Source organism: Rufibacter ruber, assembly GCF_014138425.1.
In the GTDB taxonomy this organism is placed as follows: domain Bacteria; phylum Bacteroidota; class Bacteroidia; order Cytophagales; family Hymenobacteraceae; genus Nibribacter; species Nibribacter ruber_C.
This window is the reverse complement of record NZ_JACJIQ010000010.1, coordinates 160,602-180,172: the sequence shown is the minus strand read 5'-3', so window position 1 is coordinate 180,172 and position 19,571 is coordinate 160,602. Positions and strand designations below refer to the sequence as shown.

Sequence of the window (19,571 nt, the reverse complement as noted above, 5' to 3'; positions counted from 1 at the left end):
AAACGCGCAGCTAATTCTTTCTCTCACTAACAACAAACCTTATTGACAATGGACGGAAATGCCATTATTCTCACCGATGGGCTACTGCACCAGTACCCCGCCAAAACTGCCCATGGCCTGATCAGGGGCACCGAGCGCTACCGTATTGTGGGCGTGATTGACCACGTGTCGGTGGGCAAAGATGCGGGCGAAGTGGTAGACGGCAATACCCGAAACATTCCGGTGTATCCAGATTTGGCCTCTTTTCTGAAAAACAGCCCGGAAACGGCCCAGTACTGCCTGGTGGGCATCGCCCCGAAGGGCGGAAAACTCCCGGCCACCATGAAGGCCACCATTGCAGAAGCCATTCAGCAGGGAATCAACATTGTGAGCGGCCTGCACGAGTACATCAGTGACATGCCCGAGCTGGCGGCGCTGGCGCAGGAGCACGGCGTGCAGATCATTGACGTGCGCAAACCCAAACCCAAAAGCGAGCTGCATTTCTGGACCGGTAAGATCAAAGATATTCCGGCGCCACGCGTAGCAGTGCTTGGCACAGATGTGCGCATGGGCAAGCGTACCACCACCCGCCTGCTCACCCAGGCGGCAGAGGCTGCCGGCCTGAAGGCGCAGATGATTTTCACCGGCCAGACCGGCTGGATGCAGGGGCGCGGCAAGGGCTTCATTCTGGATTCCACCTACAATGACTTTGTGTCTGGCGAACTGGAGCACGCCATTCTGGAATCGTATGCCGAGCACCAGCCCGACGTGTTCTTCGTGGAAGGGCAGGCGGCGCTTAGAAACCCCAGCGGTCCGTGCGGCTCAGAGTATCTGGTGTCTGGCCAGGTGAAATACGTGGTGCTGCAGCACGCGCCCGCGCGGGTGTACTTTGATGATAATGAGGAACTGGGAATCAAGATTCCGCCCATCTCCACCGAGATTCAACTGATAGAGCTGTACGGGGCCAAGGTGCTGGCCGTAACCCTGAACACAGCCGGTTTGTCTCTGGAACAGGCGAAGGAGTACCAGCAGCAGTACCAGGAGGAGCTGGGGCTGCCGGTGATTCTTCCGTTGGAAGACGGCGTAGGCCAGATCATTGAGCTGGTGAAGGAAGTGTTGGAGCAGGAGCAGGCGGCGGTATGAAAATTAAGGAAATCAACGTCTGGAAAGCCGACCTGGAACTGACCCGGCCCTACACCATCGCCTTCAAGACCGTGAGCGCGGTAGAGAACGTGCTGGTGGAGCTGGTGGCCGAAAATGGCCTCACCGGCATTGGCGCAGGAAACCCCAGCAAGGAAGTGACCGGTGAGGCGTTTGCCACAACGTGGCAGGCGGTGCAACCAGAGAACCTGGACTGGCTTGTGGGCCGGGACCTGCGGGAAGTGAAACAGCTCTGCGAGGAGCTCACCGAGCGCCTCCCTCATAATCCCGCCGCGCGCGCGGCGGTAGATATTGCGTTGCATGACCTTTTCTGCAAGTATTTGGAGGTGCCGCTGGTCACGTATTTGGGGCAGAAACTTACGGCTTTGCCAACCTCCATCACCATTGGCATCAAGAACGTGGCCGAGACGCTGGAGGAGGCCGAGGAATACGTGGGCCGCGGCTTCACGCACCTCAAAGTGAAAACCGGGCAATCGGTGGAGGAGGACGTGGAGCGGCTGGTGAAGCTGCGGGAGGTCTACGGCAACCGCATCTTTATCAGGATTGACGCCAACCAAGGCTATTCGGCGGCTGAGTTGGAGGAGTTCTGTGCCCGTTCGGCCAAACTGGATCTGGAACTGATTGAGCAGCCGCTTCAAGCCAATATTATAGATGAACTCAGAGGGCTACCGGCTTCTATAAAAGATTTGGTGGCGGCAGATGAGTCGTTGCTTTCCCCGGCAGATGCTTTTAAACTGGCCTCTCCGCCTAGGGCGTGTGGCATTTTCAACATCAAACTGATGAAATGCGGCGGGGTGCATGCCGCGACTAAAATAGGAACGGTGGCCCAGCTGGCGGGCATAGACCTGATGTGGGGCTGTAATGACGAGAGTATTGTCAGCATCACCGCCGCCCTACACGCCGCCTTCTCTTTTTCCAACACCAAATACATTGACTTAGACGGAAGTCTTGACTTAGCCAAAGATGTGGTGAGCGGCGGCTTTCTCATTGAGAATGGCCTTATGCGCCCTAACGGGAAAGCCGGGTTGGGCGTGGAGCGGCTCAAGGAGTTGGCGTAACCCGGTAGTACCTGCCATGGATTTTATTACCAGACCCGTGAGGTTTCTAAAACCTCACGGGTTTTTCTGTTTTCGGCCTGTTTTTCAAAAAACAGGCCGAAAACAGAAATTTTCACAATTTACACATGACAGAGGGTAGGGACGTATGCCATTCACCACTTCGATTTTGGAATTCACATCTACCTTAGGGGTAATGGGAAATCTACAGTCCTTAAGGTCAAAATAGCTGGCAGAAAAAATCTACCCTCAGCCTCTCCGCCTAGCGGTTTTTCTGACGCAGATTTGTATCTTCCCAGCTTCAACCAAACTACACAAACCCTTTTTTTCATGGTTTTAAATTATCTGTGGGCGGCGTTTTTCATCATCGCCTTCTGCATAGCGCTGTTTAAGCTCATCTTCTTCCAGGACGTGGAGATCTTCCAGAAGATGGTGACCAGCACTTTTGACAACGCCAAGACCGGCTTTGAGATCTCCCTGGGGCTGACCGGCGTCATGACCCTTTGGCTGGGGCTGATGAAAGTGGGGGAGCGGGGCGGCATCATCGCCATCTTCGCCAAACTGGTGGGGCCTTTCTTCAACCGTCTGTTCCCGGAGCTGCCCAAGAACCACCCAGTTTTCGGGTCTATCCTGATGAACTTTTCGGCCAACATGCTGGGGCTGGACAATGCGGCCACGCCGCTGGGGCTGAAGGCCATGAAGGAGATGCAGGAGCTGAACCCGGAGAAGGAAACTGCCAGCAACGCGCAGATCATGTTCCTGGTGCTCAATACCTCGGGGCTGACCATCATCCCCATCAGCATCATGGTGTTCAGGGCGCAACTCAAGGCCGCAGATCCGTCTGATATTTTCATTCCCATCTTACTGGCCACTTTCTTCTCCACCATCACCGGCTTGATTGCGGTGGCACTGTACCAGCGCATCAACCTGTTCAACCGCGTGATCATGGCGTATCTGGGGACTATGCTGCTCTTGATTGCCGGCATTATCTACTACTTCAACAGTATTCCGCAGGAGCAGATCAGTGTGATCTCACAGGTGGCCAGCAATGTGATTCTGTTCAGCATCATTGTCTCATTCATTGCGCTGGCGCTGGTACGCAAGGTGAACGTGTACGAAGCGTTCATAGAAGGCGCCAAAGAAGGGTTTTCAGTGGCAATCTCCATCATTCCGTATCTGGTTGCCATTCTGGTGGCCATTGGCGTGTTTAGGGTTTCTGGCGCGCTGGACATGCTGGTGAATGGTCTTGGGTATCTGATTGGCCTGATGGGGCTCAACACTGATTTTGTGCCGGCCCTGCCGGTGGCCTTCATGAAGCCGCTGAGCGGAAGCGGTGCCCGGGGGCTGATGGTGGAGGCCATGAACACCTACGGCGTAGATTCTTTTGTGGGTCGCCTGGCGGCCACCATTCAAGGCTCCACCGAAACCACCTTCTATGTCTTGGCGGTGTATTTTGGGTCTGTAGGCGTTCGTAAAACCCGCTACGCCCTCACCTGCGGCCTCCTGGCCGATCTGGCCGGGGTGATCGCCGCCATTTTCCTGGCGTACCTGTTCTTCCATTAAGTCTGTTTTCGGCCTGTTTTCCGGAAAACAGGCCGAAAACAGAAAACAGAAAAAGCCCGTCGCACCTGTCGGGCTTTTTCTGTTTTGGGGCTTAGCCGTTTACCAGTACTTTTAATGTAGCTACACACACTAAATACAAAGGACCAACTACCTTTGGAAACTTAGCGTTGAATAGACCTATGGCTGAAGAATATTTATAGAACCCTGACTTTCCGGTCATTCGGGCTGACTGGGAAGGCAACCGCCTGCGCAACGGCCGCTTTCTGGGCGAGTTCAAGGAAGAAAACCAATCTATGCTGGTGGCCTTGAAATGGATGCTGAGTAAAAATCCGCAGCGGGAAGAGAAGAAAAAAGATACATGGCTTCCGCCGGTGACAGACCCTGCCGCGTTTCTGCAGGGCAATGAAGACGGACTGATGTGGCTGGGGCACGCCACGTTTTTCATCCGCCTGGGCGGCACCACCTTTCTCACAGATCCGGTTTTCTACGGGGTTTCCTACCTCAAACGAAAGGTGCCGCTGCCGGTGCCGCCGGAGCAGCTGCCCAAGATTGACTACGTGCTGCTGTCACACGGGCACATGGACCATTGCGACAAGAAAAGCCTGCAGACCCTGCGCCAGCTGCAGCAATTCGCGGTGCTGACCTCTCTGAAAATGAAGACGCTGATTGAGCCGTGGCTGCCGGAAACAGAAATCATGGAAGCCGGTTGGTACCAGGAATACGTGCTGCCGCAGCCGCAGCTCAACGTGTACTTTCTGCCGTCGTTCCACTGGTACAAACGTGGTTTAGCAGACAACAACAAGATTCTGTGGGGGAGCTTTTTGCTGCAGACACCGGAGCAGACGCTGTATTTTGGCGCAGATTCTGGCTATGACCAACACTTTAAAGAAATAGCCCAACTGTTCCCCAGCATTGACACCTGCCTGTTAGGGGTGGGCGCGTACAGCCCGGCGTTTATCATGAAGCCCAGCCACACCAATCCGGCAGAGGCGGTGCAGGCGTTCAATGACTTGGGCGGAAAAACGCTGATCCCGATGCACTACGGCACCTTCGACCTTTCTGATGAGCCCATCAGTGAGCCGGTTCAGTGGTTGCAGCAGCTGGAAAAGAAAGGGGAGATTGCGGGGCAACTGAAAATTACAGGCATAGGGGAGGCGCATCTTTTTAATTCTCACTAACCGGAACAAACCTTTATTTGCAGAGGCAGCCGTATCTTTAGCCAAGAATTTCCAAACCAAACACCCATGCTTTACAACTTCACGAATGACTACAGCGAAGGCTGTCATCCGTCTATATTAGATAAACTGGCGGCCACCAACCTGACCCAGCAGCCCGGCTACGGGAACGATGAGTTCACTAAAGAAGCAGTGGAGGCCATCCGGCAGCTTTGCCAGAACCCAGAGGTAGACGTGCACCTGGTGGCGGGCGGCACCTTGGCCAACCTCATTGTGCTGGGGGCGGTGCTGAAAACCTTTGAGTCAGTGATCTGTGCCGAAAGCGGGCATATCAACAACCATGAGGCGGGCGCCATTGAGGCCACCGGCCATAAGATAGAAACGGTGCCCACCGCAGATGGAAAGTTGAGACCGGCAGATATACAGCCGCTGCTGAACAAGTTCCCGGAGTTCCATACCGTGAAACCGCGGGTGGTCTACATCTCCAACTCCACTGAGATTGGCACTATCTACAAGAAGCAGGAACTGGAGGAACTGTCTCGGTTTTGCCGGCAGAACAACCTGCTGCTGTTCCTGGACGGCGCACGGCTGGCCATGGCCTTGTCGGCGAAGAGCAATGACCTGACTATGGCTGATATTGCCGCACTCACCGACATCTTCTACCTGGGCGCCACCAAGTGCGGCGGCTTGATAGGCGAGGCCATTGTGGTGGCCAATGAAAGCCTGCGCAAAGACTTTAAATACTACATCAAACAACGGGGCGCCATGCTGGCGAAGGGAAGACTGTTGGGGATCCAGTTTGCCGAGCTGCTGCGCCAGAACCTGATGTTTGAGCTGGCCAACCACGCCAATACCCTAGCTGAACGGATCGCCCAGAACCTGCAGGCGCTGGGTTACGCCTTCCTGACCCAGCCTGAAACGAACCAGCTGTTCCCCATCCTGCCAGATTCCCTCATTGCCGAGCTAAGCAAGAAGTACGGGTTCTTTGTCTGGCGGAAAGCGCATGAAGGTTTTTCCGCGGTGCGGGTCATCACTTCCTGGGCCACCCCGCAGGAGCACGTGGAGCAGTTTATACAGGATCTGAAGGCGCTGTCACAGAAATAAACCAGGGAGCTGGCAGCCGCTTCCGCAGGTGAAGATACAGTCTTGATTCGGTTTCCGTTTTCAGGCTGTTTTTCCAAAAACAGCCCGAAAACGGGATTTTCACTTTCTGCCGTTTGCTTCCTGGAAAGTATCCGTTCCTGGTTCTTTCCCGTATCCTTTAGGAAAAGAGTTTTCACCTTAACCTATAGAGCGATGGCTGAAGAGAAAAATAAGAACCTGAACAACAACCAGAATACCGTAAGCAACCAGGCAGAACCCGGCCGTGTGCCGCAAGCCGTAGGCAAACTGCCGTTGCCAGATGATGTGAATGATAACCCTGGCCACGGCAACCAGGAACCAGGCATGACGCCTACCGGGGGCGGCCGTAAAGGCAACATCAGCGTGGAAGACGGTGGCAACACAGACGGAAGCTCTACCGGAAGCCGTTAATTCCTCTTCCAACAGAAAGGCCGCCACTGCTCAGCAGTGGCGGCCTTTCTGTTAGCTCTTGGGTGGGCGGGGTTTGTCATAGGTGAGCTTGAATTGGCTCAGGTCTGGCTGGTGCTTGCGTTTGCGGTGCAGCTCGTGCTCATACACCACCTGCCCCAGATCCCGCAGAAACGGAAACCCGATGGTGTCATACTCATACTTGCCGTCATTGTAGATCTCATCTTCGTTCACGTGCACGGTGGCGGTGAGCAGGAACTCCACCTTGTTCTCAAAATCCACCACATACGCGTTGTCGGTCAGGAACCCGAACGACTGGCCAATCTTGTTGAAGATCCTGATGTGCTCCGGTATCCGCTCGGTGCGGGTGGGGCCGCCAAACAGCAGGTATTTTACAAAGGCATCCGGGTACTGTTTTTCCGCATATGCAGGGTAAGCGGTTTCCCTGGGCAGCTGTGACAGGTACTGGTACAGGAACCGGTAATCTTCTGGGGTCAGGTGGAAGCGGTTTTGCACCGGCACGCTCTCCGGGAACAGCACCGCCCGCAGCATCTGGTGCTGGTCTTCCAGCGCAAACGTGTTGGAATAGGCAAAGTCCCGCGGCTCCATCACCAGCTTGTCTTCATTGGTCACATTGCCCTTGCCCATGAAAATAGGGGTAGGGTTTTTGTAGTCTTTCCCGCTTTTGATCAGCCCCTGCTGGTAGATCACCTGTCCGTCTTTCAGGAAGCTCACCGGGTTGGTGTACTGGTCCAGCTCAATGGGCAGAAAGCGGGCCAGCCTGATGGGCAGCCGCACACTGGCGTACCCCTTGGCTTTCAGACCCTCGTTCAAAGGCTCCTGGCCCATGAACTCATACAGGCGGTTGTAGGCGTCATTGTCACTGGTCACCAGAATCTTCTTAATGTAATGGGCAATGCTGGGGAAACCGTTGGCAGATGTTTTGTCTTGCAGCACCTTGGTCTGGCCTTGGTAGGCGCTATCTGTGAGCATGACGGTTTCTTTGTTGAGGCCGTCAATCTTCAGGGTGTTGATTTTCTCCAGCGCCATGAGCGCGGCGGGTAACTTCACTGTACTGGCCGGGTTAAAGTAGTTGTTCTGATCTACCTGGTACCGGTACGTCTTGAAAGAAGGCGTATTGTTCCTGTCGCGGTCAATCTGCGTATATAGAATCTGGATCTTATATTTCCCCGGGTTCGCCAGCAGCGTTTTGAACTTGGCTGGGTGCTTTTGCAGAAGCTGGGCTAAGAATTTGTCTGTTTTGGCTTGCGCCGAAGCTGCGGTGGAGAGCATAAGGGAGCAGAGGAGGAAAGAAAGAAAGTACTTCATGTTGGGTTCAGCAGGTCAGGGGTGAAGGAGATGGGAGCCAATATTAGTAAATTCGCCCCATCCCGCAATTCCTTGCCTTCCGTTCCTGTAATCAAAAGTGTTTTTCCCATGCAGAACCCGTTCCAGCTTGGAGACACCCGGCAGTACCAGAAAACTGTAACCGCCCAGGACTTAGCCCGTTTTGAAAGTGGGCTGGTGCACCCCGTTTGCTCCACCTTCGCGCTGGCGCAGGCCATGGAGTGGGCGGCGCGGCTGTTTGTGCTGGAGATGAAAGACCCGGACGAGGAAGGCATTGGCACCATGCTGCACATTGACCACCACGGCCCCGCGTTTGAAGGGGAGACGCTCCGGCTGGAGGCGGTCTTTCAGGAGCTGACCGGCAATACCCTCACGTGTGCGGTGACCGTACGGGTGGGGGAGCGGCTGGTGGCCACCGGGCAAACCGGGCAGAAGATTTTGAAAAAAGAGAAGATAGAACGACTTTTGAAGAATAGAAACGCATAAATGGCGAAACAGAAAGACAAAGACAGGCTCCAGAAAACGGTGAACATTTCTAACCGGCGTGCCTCTTATGAATACCAGTTCCTGGACAAGTACATTGCCGGCATGGTGTTGCGCGGCACGGAGATCAAATCCATTAGGGAGGGCAACGTGAACCTCACCGATGGCTACTGCACCTTTCACGGGAACGAGCTGTTCCTGCACCAGATCACCATTGCCAAATACACAGAGGGCACCCACTACAACCATGAGCCCACCCGTGACCGCAAGCTGCTCCTGAACAAACGGGAGCTGAAGAAGCTCAAAGAGGGTGCCCAGGAGCAGGGCGTCACCATGATCCCCACGCGGCTCTTCATCAATGACCGCGGCTTCGCCAAGGTAGAGATAGCGCTGGCCAAGGGGAAGAAACTCTTTGACAAACGCGAAGACATCAAAGAACGCGACATCAAGCGTGAAATGGCCAGGGAACGGTACTAAGAATTAGGAATTAAGAATTGGAATAGAGCAATGGTTCACTGCTTGTGGTGCTCCCATAATCATACAGCTTGCCTCAGTTCTTCTTCATTTATGGAGCTGTAAAGTTTTTTCTTGATCTGCCTCTGCTTAGGCTTCTCTTCTGGGTCTACTTCTTCCTGGCTATTTACCTAAATGTCTTTTAATACCTGATCAACTGCAGACTCCACCTTTTATCATCCTGAAAGGATCTTAGGGAACAGGGGGCGAACTAGAAAAGCAGGTGCCTTTTTTGATTCTCCCCTTGAGGGGAGCGAAGAGGGGTGTTGACACCAGCTGATCTTCGCATTGCCCTCACTTCATTGTAGTAAAGAAGGAATAGAATTAATCTAGTGATTTTCAGCAACGCCTGCTCTCCTGTGTAAACACCCCACTGGCTCCCCTCAACGGGCGAATCTGGTTCAAATAAACAAATTACCTAATTTCCTGTTTTCGGGCTGTTTTTCAGAAAACAGGCCGAAAACAGGAACAGCGCTAGAAATTCCGGCGGAAAAGTGAGAAATTGCTCCTTTATTTTGTTCACCAATTCTCACATTCACTCAATCACGCATTACCTTGAACTTCGGGATTTGTAAACTGAGTCTGGTGCCGGTGCGCCGGGAGCCATCTGATAAAAGCGAAATGATCTCGCAGTTGGTGTTTGGCGAGTGCTATCAGGTGCTGCAGACCCAGGAGAAGTGGCTCCAGATTCAGAATGCGGCAGATGACTATGAGGGGTGGATTGACTTCAAGCAGCATTTCCCCGTTACAGACACCTACTTTCAGGAGTGGAAAAATGAGAAACACGCCCGCTCCATGGATGTGGTGCAGACCGTGAGCGGCACAGACGGGGTAACCCCCATTGGCCTGGGCAGCGTACTCCCTTTCTTTGACGGCATGACCATTAGGGTTGGAGACGAGAAAATGCTTTACAACGGCCGCGCCACCAACCCCAACCTTCCTTACCGCGAAAATTTTCTGCAGAAGATAGCCCTTCAGTTTAAGAAGGCGCCCTACCTGTGGGGCGGGAAATCCATCTTCGGGATAGACTGCTCGGGATTTGTGCAGCAGGTGTACGGGCTGTGCGGCTACCAGCTTCGGCGGGACGCCTACCAGCAGGTGGTGCACGGGCAGGAGGTGCACTTTGTGGCGCAGTCCAGACCCGGTGACGTCGCCTTTTTTGACAATGACGAAGGCCGCATCATTCACGTGGGCCTGGTGCTGGAAGACCAGAAAATCATTCACGCCTCCGGCGAGGTGCGCATAGACCAGCTGGACCACTACGGCATCTACAACCGGGATGCCAAACGCTATTCCCACAAGCTGCGCATCATCAAACGAATTCTGGAGTAACCTTCGGCGGCTGATTCTCAGGGAGGTATGGCATCTGATGAAGATTTTACGTATCTTACAGGAGCAATCACTGAGCCGGACGCGTTATGAACGAAAAGGTACTCTTACTGAACCAGGATTTCACCGCCATTGCCACCTGCAGCCTGCACAAGGCGTTTGTGCTGCTGTACCTGCAGAAGGCCGAGTTGGTGGCGCAGGACCTTCTGAACGGCCTTCGCACGGTGAGCCACACCTACCCGCGGCCGCTGGTGATCAGGTTGCAGCGTTACGTGCGGGTTCCCTATAAAGGCATTGCGCTCACCCGCCAGAACATCATGCGCCGTGACGGCTACCGCTGCCAGTACTGCGGGGCTTCCAGAAACCTTACCCTGGACCATTTGCTTCCGCGCTCCCGCGGCGGGCAGAGCACCTGGCACAACCTTATTACCGCCTGCTCCCGCTGTAACTCCAAGAAAGGCGACCGTACCCCAGAGGAAGTGCAGATGAAACTGGCCAGAAAACCCTTCAAACCGTCTTTGGTCTCGTTCCTGCGCGAAAGCATACAGGATGTTGACCACGCCTGGATGCCGTATCTGGGGGAGCGGGTGCGGGCATAGGAGTAGTACATTGAATAGATGATATACAATTATTAACCGTTTCATATGTTGAGAAAAGCATTTTTTGTAGTTGTGTTGGCAGCCTTTGTTGCCCCTGTAGCGCTTCAGGCGCAGGATTTCCCAGGCAAGGGTACGCTCAGGGATTTGAGAATCACCAGTTCGCAAGGGGTCAGCGAACCCGTAAAGGCCCTCTTCCTGATTAAAACCGATGCGGGCAATGTACCAGTTTCCCTAGCGAGCATTGAGCAGATTGTTCCTGAATGGATTGAAGCCATAGATGTGATCAAAAGTCAGGCTGCCGTGCAGCAATTTGGAGAAAAAGGGAGGGAAGGTGTTATTCTGATTAAAATAAAACCAGAGCGGGAGCAGCAGGTTCTGCAGATGGTGAAAAAAGGTTAGCCTTAACCTCTGGTGGTGGGCATAAAGTCACAGCTATACAGCCTCTCGTTACGTACAGCCACTCCTTTCTGTCTGAGAGCTAGCCCCTGCCATCTCACCAGGGTCCTACCAACTTAGCCCTTCCAATCCATAAGGGGTAAGGTGATTTGCCTATGCAAAAAGGCGTAACCTAACGTTCAGCTTAAAGCCATCTCTTACATAGAAGGCTTGTCACCTCTGTTCTGTTTCTGGCCTGTTTTCAGAAAAACAGGCCAGAAACAGAGGGAACCCCGTCATGGGCATATCCCAAAAGCTTGAGCAGGCAGATAAGAGAGAAGTTTGTCATTTTCCGGAGCAGGGAAGGTGCTGGAACTGCCTGCCCCTGCGCTACGGCAGTTATTGAGAATCTAATCAGTTTCTTGCTGAGAAACAGCGAAATGCATAACTTTGCCCTGTAAACAGAGCGCCAACTCCCCCTTCAGGCGCTCCCGGCTGTTCAGCCGGAAAGAATTGATACCCATAGCTTTGTGTTTCTGGCTTCTTTTTTTGAAAACAGGCTGAAAACGTGCTGTGGTGTGGCCGTGCTCTATATTCTATCTAAACCCTTTTGTAAAATGAAAAGATTGCTACTTGTTTTTCTCCTGCTGGGAGCGGTGTGCTCCTATGAGGCTGCTGCCCAAGATGCCAATGCCAAACCAATCAAGGTGAAGCTAGGCAAGACCTCCCTGTCTGTGCACCCAGACGCCTCTTACTTTGTGAAACTGGAAGACCGTACCATAGAATTGGAGCAGCTGGCCCTGGACCAGATTGACCAGGCCTGGATTGCCGCCGCTGAGGCCCTGAAACCCGAACAGGCCATGGAAGCGTTTGGCGATAAAGGAGAGTATGGCGTGGTGCTGATCACTTTCACTAAAAAGAACGAGGCTGAGGCGCTAAAACTGATCCAGGACGTGAAGCGCCGGAAAATGTAATTCCGGCTACTGTAGCCAGAGGTTGCCACGTGCGTTTTAGGGCTGTTTTTCTGAAAACAGCCCTAAAACGCACGTTTCCTTTTCAGGGACAGGAAGGCTTGCCTGTCAAGGCGTTAGATATTATTTGAACGGTTTAACCGTATTGATTCCCAAAAAATTCGTACCTTCGCGCCGCATTCAAGGCGGATGCCCCGTGTTCTCAGGTGAGGCCATGGGTATGTAACATAAGCTACGCGGGGTTAAGTGGTTCTGTGACTACGCGTTATTTTAGTGAACCAGCATAGAAATATGGCAAATGTAGAAGATTTTGACTGGGGCCAGTACGAGTCTCAGGGTTTCGGTGGAGGTTACTCTGCGGCGCAGAGAGCTGAAATGGAACAAATGTACGCCGACACCCTGAACACCGTTCAGGAAGAGGAAGTAATCACCGGTACGGTGGTGGGTATCACTGACCGTGATGTGATCCTGAACATCGGCTTTAAGTCAGACGGGTTGGTACCTGTTTCAGAATTCCGTGACATGCCGGAGCTGAAGGTGGGTGACACCGTTGAGGTTTTCATTGAAGACCAGGAAGACCCTAACGGTCAGCTGATCCTGTCTCGCAAGAAAGCCAAAATTGTAAAAGCTTGGGAGAAAATCTACGGCGCCCTTGAGAACGACCTGGTTCTGGAAGGTGTGGTGAAACGCAGAACCAAAGGTGGTTTGATCACTGACCTTTACGGCGTAGAGGCCTTCTTGCCAGGTTCTCAGATTGATGTGAAACCTATCCGCGACTTTGATGTGTACGTGGGTAAGAAAATGGAAGTGAAAGTGGTGAAAATCAACGCCGCTTTTGACAACGTAGTAGTTTCGCACAAAGTCCTGATTGAGAAAGATCTGGAGCAGCAGCGTGCCGCTATCCTGAACAACCTTGAAAAAGGTCAGGTTCTGGAAGGTGTGATCAAGAACATGACCAACTTTGGGGTGTTCATTGACCTTGGTGGCGTAGACGGTCTGTTGCACATCACTGATATTTCATGGGGCCGCATCAACCACCCGCAAGAGGTGTTGGAGCTGGACCAGAAAGTAAACGTGGTAGTTCTGGACTTCGACGACGACAAGAAGCGTATTTCTTTGGGCATGAAGCAGCTGACTGCTCACCCATGGGATGCCCTCCCTGCCGAAGTAGAGGTTGGCTCACGCGTACGCGGCAGAATTGTGAACGTAGCAGATTACGGTGCGTTCTTAGAACTGATGCCAGGCGTAGAAGGCTTGATCCACGTATCAGAAATGTCATGGTCTCAGCACCTGCGCAACCCACAAGACTTCATCAAACAAGGTGATGAGATTGAGGCTGTTGTGTTGACCCTTGACAGAGATGAGCGCAAAATGTCTCTGGGCATTAAGCAACTGTCTGAAGATCCTTGGACCAAGCAAGATGTATTGACCAAATATGCCGTGGGTACTAAGCACACAGGTGTGGTTAGAAACCTGACCAACTTTGGTCTGTTCATTGAACTGGAAGAAGGCGTAGACGGTCTGGTACACGTATCTGACCTGTCCTGGACTAAGAAAATCAAACACCCATCTGAGTTTGTGAAAGTTGGTGATAACTTAGACGTAGTGGTTCTGGAGCTGGATGCTTCTGCCCGTCGTCTGGCGTTAGGCCACAAGCAACTGGAAGAAAACCCATGGGATACGTTTGCTACCGTATTCACCATTGGCTCAACCCACAAAGCAACGGTGTTAGAGAAATCTGACCGTGGTGCTACCCTGGAGCTGCCTTACGGTATTGAAGGTTTCGCATTCCCTAAAGGCTTGTCAAAAGAAGACGGTACTGCCGTTGAAGCTGGTGAGCAGTTAGATTTCAAAGTAACTGAGTTCTCTAAAGAAGATCGTAAGATCATCTTGTCGCACACTGCCAGCCACACGGCTCAGCCAGAAGATGCTAAGAAAGCCAAGTTTGCTAAGAAAGACGCTCCTGCCGGTGCCGCCAAAGCTGCTGCCCCTGCTGCTCCTAAGAAAGACGAAGTGCGTTCAACCTTAGGTGACCTGGATGCCCTTTCTGCTTTGAAAGACCAAATGATGGAAAGCGAAAAAGAAGCCGGTGAGAAAAAATTAGCCGCTGCTGCCAAAGCACGTGCTGAGAAATCTGGTGACGCTGACAGCGCTGAGTCTGCTGAATAAGTTCTGAACGGGTTTTTGACCTGTTTTCCTGAAAAGAGCCCCAAAACACGGGGCTCTTTTTTTTGCCCCCCTGCAGCCTCCAGCTTTCATTCAGCCCGTTGCAATTCCAGCAGTTTCTAAAATTGAACTCAGAAAGGCAGATTGGGAAGGAGGGAAGCCTCTTCTGTACAGGCTGATGGTAAGAAGGCAGCATTAGAGAAAGACGGTTTCCTCCTTTGGCAAAGCACTTAGCCAGGTATAGCCAAAAAAAATAGCTTCTTATCTCTTTGATTACATGTGATTTAAGGAGCCATAAGCCTTCTGCGCCCGGGGAAACCGTTAAAAAAATGCCATAAAATTGGCGCAGTAATAGAAAGTGGCTATATTTGCACTCCCAATCACGGTAACGTGGCCGAGTGGCTAGGCAGAGCTCTGCAAAAGCTCGTACAGCGGTTCGAATCCGCTCGTTACCTCAACTAAGGACAGAAACCCCGCTCAGGTATTACCTGAAGCGGGGTTTTCGTTTTTACAGGTTCTCAAACAGGAAATAAATCTCTCAAGCGCCCTTCTCCGCTTGTTGCTAAGAGCTTGTTTACATTTTGATTTTGCAAGCGAAAACGGGGAGCGAAGGGTTCTGGCAAATCGTTTATTGAGCAGCATAGTAGCGTTATGGTGCGATAAAAAGGTGAAGACAGGTTCTTTCGATACCCGTTTGCAGCTTAAAAAACAAATTAATACAAGCTTTAAGAGTCTCCTTGCCCGGTACGCAGCTGGCTGTTGATCTATGCAGGCTATGGGGTTTACGCTTTTTTGAGGGTTCCTTTCCCTGGCACCTTTCCAGGTGATTTTAGCCGCCGGTATTACCTTCCTCTCCCCATGTTTTCCCGTAAGGCAGGGTTAGTTACCTACCCGCCAGCTGTGGGTTAAGTAGTTTCCGCAGGAAGGGTTTGCGGCAACTATCATATCTGTATTTCCGGCAAATCTTTTGCCAAAAATCTACGTAAGCCGAACATCTATTAGCAATGTGATGCTTTTTGAAGCATCTGCCTGTATTGAATTGATAAATTCTTAAACTTGATTGGTTGTCAGAGCTTTACAGGCAAAAGCAACTAAGTACCCCCATTAGAACGCTGACACTGCATGAGTGAGAAAAACACCGGCCAGGAGGGAAAACCGCTTCCGTCATTTGAGTACAGGATTCCCAACGGCACCTTGATCGCCATTGGCGGACGTGAGAATAAAGGAGAAGAACCGGAAACTGGTTCAACCAGTAAGGAGAACCTGAATTTTGTGAGAAATGAGATTCTTGAACGGTTTGTGCAAGAGCTGGAAGGCAAGAATCCCTTGATCGTAGTCATTCCTACGGCCTCCTCCCTACCAGAAGAGGTGGGGCAGGATTATGTGAAGGTCTTTAAAAATCTAAAAGTCAACAACGTACAGGTGCTGGACATACGCTCCCGCGAAGACTCCTGCAAGGAGGAGCACCTGGATATGATCAGGAAAGCGGCGGGCGTCATGTTCACCGGGGGCGACCAGCTTCGGCTCACGGCCATCTTTGGCGGTACAGAGATCATGCGCCTGATCAAAGAGCGCTATTTCAAAGAGAAGCTGGTAGTAGCAGGCACCAGTGCCGGTGCGGCCGCTATGTCTACCCAGATGATTTACCAGGGCATGAGCGGCGGCGGTTTCATCAAAGGCTCTGTGAGCATAACGGCCGGCCTGGAGCTGATCAATGACGCCGCCATTGACACGCACTTCATTGCCCGGGGGCGCATGGTGAGAATGGCCCAAATGATTGCCACCAACCCCACGTTTATAGGCATTGGCCTGGAAGAAGACACCGGCATTGTGGTAAAGAAGGGGCGGGAAATAGAGGTGATAGGAAGCGGTTTGGTGGTGATTGTAGACGGCCGCAGCAGCACAGCAACCAACATATACAAGGTGGAGGAAGGCGTTCCAGTCACCATCAGAGACCTTAAAGTCCATTTGCTAGGCAAAGGAGACACGTATACCATGGAAATTTTTTAACACAACTCTCACTGAATTCTATCTTTTGAGTTTCAAGATTTATGAAAATCGCTGAATTGCGCATCATGCGCGGACCAAACTTTTGGTCAGTTAAACACCCGAAGATTATTGTGCTCAAGCTGGACATGGGAGACTATGCTGGTGTTTCTACCGCCCAGATCCCAGATTTTGCGCAGCGGCTGGAAGAAATGTTCCCCGGTATGGTAGAGCACCGCAGTACGGAGGGGCAGGAGGGCGGCTACTTAAAGCGGGTACGGGAAGAGGGTGTGCCGTTAAGCAATGTGGTAGAGCACGTGGCGCTGGAACTGCAGACCTTAGGGGGGATGGAGTGCGGGTTTGGGCGGTCTTATCCGGCCCCGCAGCCGGGGTTTGAGTACGTGGTGTTCTCTTACCAGGAAGAAAAAGCCGGTGAATATGCCGCAGAGGCGGCCATACGCGTGGTGACGGCACTGGCAAAAGGGGAGCAGTATGACATTCAACCAGATGTACTGGAACTGCATGAGATACGGGAAGATGAGCACATTGGCCCCAGTACCTATTCAATTGTCTCAGAGGCCGTAGCCCGCGGTATTCCTTACATCAGGCTCAACAAGCATTCCCTCATCCAGTTGGGGTATGGGGTGCACCAGAAGCGCATTCAGGCCACCATGACCTGCCGTACCGCCGCCTTCGCCACTGAGATTGCCGGTGACAAGAGCGCCACCAAAGACATGCTGCGGGAGGCCGGGGTACCGGTGCCCAAAGGGGAGATAGTGTATTCTGTAGATGAACTGAAGGAGGCGGTAGAGTACCTGGGGTACCCAATTGTGACCAAACCCTTAGACGGCAACCACGGCAAGGGGGCCGGTATCAACCTCAGGTCCTGGGCCGAGGCCATTGCCGGTTTCAAGATGGCGCAGAAATACTCTGATGCCGTGATTGTAGAGCAGTTCATTGAAGGCTATGACTTCCGGATGCTGGTTATCAACAAGAAGTTTGTGGCCGCCGCCAAACGCACGCCCGCCATGGTGGTAGGAGACGGTGTCTCTACCGTACAGGAACTGATCAATAAAGTAAACAGTGACCCAAGACGGGGCGTGGGGCATGAAAAAGTGCTTACCAGAATAACCGTTGACAAAGACACCAAAGGCATTCTGGAAAAGAAGGGCTACACCCTCAAAACTATCCTCGCGGAAGGGGAGGAACTGATGCTGAAGAGCACGGCCAACCTTTCTACCGGAGGCACCGCCACTGACGTCACAGATCTGGTAGACCCCTACAACATTTTAATGGCGGAACGCATTGCCGGCACCATTGGGTTGGACATCTGCGGCATTGACGTGGTTACCTCAGACATAGCCATACCGTTGCCAGAGGCCCGTGGGGCTGTGATAGAGGTTAATGCGGCCCCTGGGTTCAGAATGCACATCTCACCAACAGATGGTCTGCCGCGCAACGTGGCAGAACCGGTGATTGACATGCTGTTTCCCCGTGATTGCCCTTCGCGCATTCCCATCATTGCCGTGACCGGAACCAACGGGAAAACCACGACCTCCCGTTTAATTGCCCACCTGGTGAAATCAAAAGGCTACCACGTAGGCTTCACCACCACAGACGGCATCTACATACAGGACAAGATGCTCCAGAAAGGGGATACCACCGGGGCAAAGAGCACAGAGTTTGTGTTGCGGGACCCAACGGTCAATTTTGCGGTGCTGGAGTGCGCCCGCGGCGGAATGCTACGCTCGGGCCTGGGCTTCCAGAACTGTGACATTGGCATAGTAACCAATGTGGCCGAAGACCATCTGGGGCTGCGCGATATTTACACTTTAGAAGACATGGCCAAGGTGAAGGCCGTCGTTCCCAAGAGTGTGAGCAAAGACGGCTACGCCATTCTAAACGCAGATGATGACCTGGTGTACGAGATGGCCAAAGAGGTAGAGGCAAAGGTGGCCTTCTTCAGCATGGACGAAAACAACCCGCGCATTCTCAAGCATGTGGCCAAAGGCGGCATTGCCGCCGTCTTTGAGAACGGCTTCATTTCCATCTTCAAGAACACCTATAAAATACGGGTTGACCGCGTGGCAGACATCCCGTTGACGTTTGGCGGCAGGGCCAGGTTTAACATTGAAAACGTACTGGCGGCCACCCTGGCGGGGTATTTGTCCCATTTTGAGATCAGTGAGATCAAGACCGCGCTGAGAACCTTTATTCCTTCCCCCACCAAGACCCCGGGCCGCATGAACCTCTTCAAGTTCCCCACCTTTGAGGTGCTGGTGGACTATGCCCACAACCCCGCCGGCATGAAAGGCATTGCTGAATTCCTGGAGAATGTAGACGCCCGTAAAAAAGTAGGGATCATTGCCGGGGTAGGGGACCGGCGTGATGAAGACATGGTAGAGCTGGGGAAACTGGCGGCCCAGATGTTTGATGAGGTGATCATACGCCTAGACAAGGACCTGCGGGGCAGAACCGGTGATGAAATCAATAAACACGTGATCAACGGCATTATGCAGGTAGACCCTGAGAAACCGTACCGCATCATTCAGCAGGAGATGAGTGCTATTGCCTACGCGCTGGAGCATGCTGAGCGTAACTCCTTCATCACCATCTTCTCAGAAGACATCTCAGAAGCCATCAAGCTCATTGAAAACTTCAAGGTAATCCAAGACCGGAGGGTACTGGTAGATTAGTGAGTGGAGGCATGGGGGAATCTTTAGAGGTTGTTTAAATTTTGGTCTTGTGGCGAAAAATGGGTGTAAAAGGTTATGGCGAAGCGATTTTGAGCGGCCTAGCAGCGCTACGGCGCGAGAAAATGGCCAGCTCAGGTTCTTTTGATGCCATTTTTAAGTACGAAAGACAAGTTTAATCATACTCTTAAATGTAAGCATGTGCCAAATCTTATTTTCTGTTTTTGGGCTGTTTTGTGAAAAACAGGCTAAAAACAGGAATAGGTAATCCTGTCAAAATCCCTGTATTGTCCGCCTGTAAGGAAATGGCTGGCGGGTAAGAAACGTTCTTCTTACCCGCCAGCCATTTATTTACAGGAGACATCAACAACAGCGTATTTTAACCTTGAAGCAGTTTAGCGTTTTATATTCAGGTTATGGCGCCAGCGTGGGCTTGTGCATTATGGGAAGCGAAGCCGCTGTTTCCGGGCTGTTTTTGCGAAAGTAGCTTCAAAACGCAGGCAAACACTCGCGCAGGTGCCACGCCATGATTCGTCACTATCCATTCAACCAGGAAAAACCAGAGACAGCTTCATTGACAGCTTGCCGGTTAAACCCCGTTCACCCCTTCCCGCAATACGTATTCAAAAAAGAAGCCCGGAAACAT

The 19,571-nt window shown here is 52.4% G+C and carries 16 protein-coding genes and 1 tRNA gene; 16 read left to right on the top strand and 1 reads right to left on the bottom strand.

Annotation, left to right across the window (positions count from 1 at the left end; all coding sequences use genetic code 11):
* The first annotated feature begins 48 nt into the window (after positions 1-48).
* The 6 genes from FHS90_RS13305 (at position 49) to FHS90_RS13280 (ending at position 6,466) form a co-directional block, all read left to right on the top strand.
* The gene (locus FHS90_RS13305) at positions 49-1,122 is read left to right on the top strand and encodes an N-acetyltransferase DgcN family protein (RefSeq protein WP_066831392.1); all 1,074 of its coding nucleotides are present in this window, start codon (positions 49-51) and stop codon (positions 1,120-1,122) included.
* Entirely contained in the window at positions 1,119-2,198 is a 1,080-nt protein-coding gene (locus FHS90_RS13300) for a mandelate racemase/muconate lactonizing enzyme family protein (RefSeq protein ID WP_182513391.1), read from the top strand. Before FHS90_RS13305 ends, FHS90_RS13300 begins: the two co-directional genes overlap by 4 nt.
* Positions 2,199-2,525: 327 nt before the next feature.
* Entirely contained in the window at positions 2,526-3,758 is a 1,233-nt protein-coding gene (locus FHS90_RS13295; protein ID WP_182513390.1) for a spore maturation protein, read from the top strand.
* Positions 3,759-4,051: 293 nt separating this feature from the next.
* Positions 4,052-4,936: an MBL fold metallo-hydrolase gene (locus FHS90_RS13290; protein WP_182513389.1), complete on the top strand. Its 885-nt coding sequence runs from the start codon at positions 4,052-4,054 to the stop codon at positions 4,934-4,936.
* 66 nt (positions 4,937-5,002) lie between these two features.
* The gene (locus tag FHS90_RS13285) at positions 5,003-6,037 is read left to right on the top strand and encodes a threonine aldolase family protein (RefSeq protein WP_182513388.1); all 1,035 of its coding nucleotides are present in this window, start codon (positions 5,003-5,005) and stop codon (positions 6,035-6,037) included.
* Between the two features lie 192 nt (positions 6,038-6,229).
* On the top strand, positions 6,230-6,466 hold the full coding sequence (locus FHS90_RS13280; protein ID WP_182513387.1) for a hypothetical protein: 237 nt from the start codon (positions 6,230-6,232) through the stop codon (positions 6,464-6,466).
* A gap of 51 nt (positions 6,467-6,517) precedes the next feature.
* Here the strand turns inward: FHS90_RS13280 and FHS90_RS13275 are convergent, their stop codons facing one another.
* Positions 6,518-7,792: a serine hydrolase gene (locus FHS90_RS13275; protein WP_182513386.1), complete on the bottom strand. Its 1,275-nt coding sequence runs from the start codon at positions 7,790-7,792 to the stop codon at positions 6,518-6,520.
* 108 nt (positions 7,793-7,900) lie between these two features.
* On the opposite strand from FHS90_RS13275, the gene FHS90_RS13270 reads away from it, so the two are divergent.
* The 10 genes from FHS90_RS13270 (at position 7,901) to cphA (ending at position 18,928) form a co-directional block, all read left to right on the top strand.
* Positions 7,901-8,296: a thioesterase family protein gene (locus tag FHS90_RS13270; RefSeq protein ID WP_182513385.1), complete on the top strand. Its 396-nt coding sequence runs from the start codon at positions 7,901-7,903 to the stop codon at positions 8,294-8,296.
* Positions 8,297-8,770 carry an SsrA-binding protein SmpB gene (smpB, locus tag FHS90_RS13265; RefSeq protein ID WP_066831373.1) on the top strand — a complete coding sequence of 158 codons (474 nt, stop codon included), beginning with the start codon at positions 8,297-8,299 and terminating at the stop codon, positions 8,768-8,770.
* Positions 8,771-9,361: 591 nt separating this feature from the next.
* Complete coding sequence (locus FHS90_RS13260) at positions 9,362-10,138, top strand: C40 family peptidase (protein WP_246387005.1); 777 nt, start codon at positions 9,362-9,364, stop codon at positions 10,136-10,138.
* Positions 10,139-10,224: 86 nt separating this feature from the next.
* Positions 10,225-10,734, top strand: a complete 510-nt coding sequence (locus tag FHS90_RS13255) for an HNH endonuclease (protein ID WP_066831371.1) — start codon at positions 10,225-10,227, stop codon at positions 10,732-10,734.
* Between the two features lie 45 nt (positions 10,735-10,779).
* Positions 10,780-11,133 (top strand): hypothetical protein, encoded by a 354-nt coding sequence (locus tag FHS90_RS13250; protein ID WP_182513384.1) that lies wholly within the window; start codon positions 10,780-10,782, stop codon positions 11,131-11,133.
* A gap of 593 nt (positions 11,134-11,726) precedes the next feature.
* Positions 11,727-12,083: a hypothetical protein gene (locus tag FHS90_RS13245; protein ID WP_182513383.1), complete on the top strand. Its 357-nt coding sequence runs from the start codon at positions 11,727-11,729 to the stop codon at positions 12,081-12,083.
* A gap of 288 nt (positions 12,084-12,371) precedes the next feature.
* Entirely contained in the window at positions 12,372-14,249 is a 1,878-nt protein-coding gene (rpsA, locus tag FHS90_RS13240; RefSeq protein ID WP_066831363.1) for a 30S ribosomal protein S1, read from the top strand.
* A 381-nt stretch (positions 14,250-14,630) separates the two neighbouring features.
* Positions 14,631-14,701 (top strand) — tRNA-Cys (locus tag FHS90_RS13235).
* Positions 14,702-15,368: 667 nt separating this feature from the next.
* Positions 15,369-16,256, top strand: coding sequence for a cyanophycinase (locus FHS90_RS13230; RefSeq protein WP_182513382.1), 888 nt, complete (start codon positions 15,369-15,371; stop codon positions 16,254-16,256).
* A 41-nt stretch (positions 16,257-16,297) separates the two neighbouring features.
* The gene (cphA, locus tag FHS90_RS13225) at positions 16,298-18,928 is read left to right on the top strand and encodes a cyanophycin synthetase (protein WP_066831359.1); all 2,631 of its coding nucleotides are present in this window, start codon (positions 16,298-16,300) and stop codon (positions 18,926-18,928) included.
* Positions 18,929-19,571: the final 643 nt, after the last annotated feature.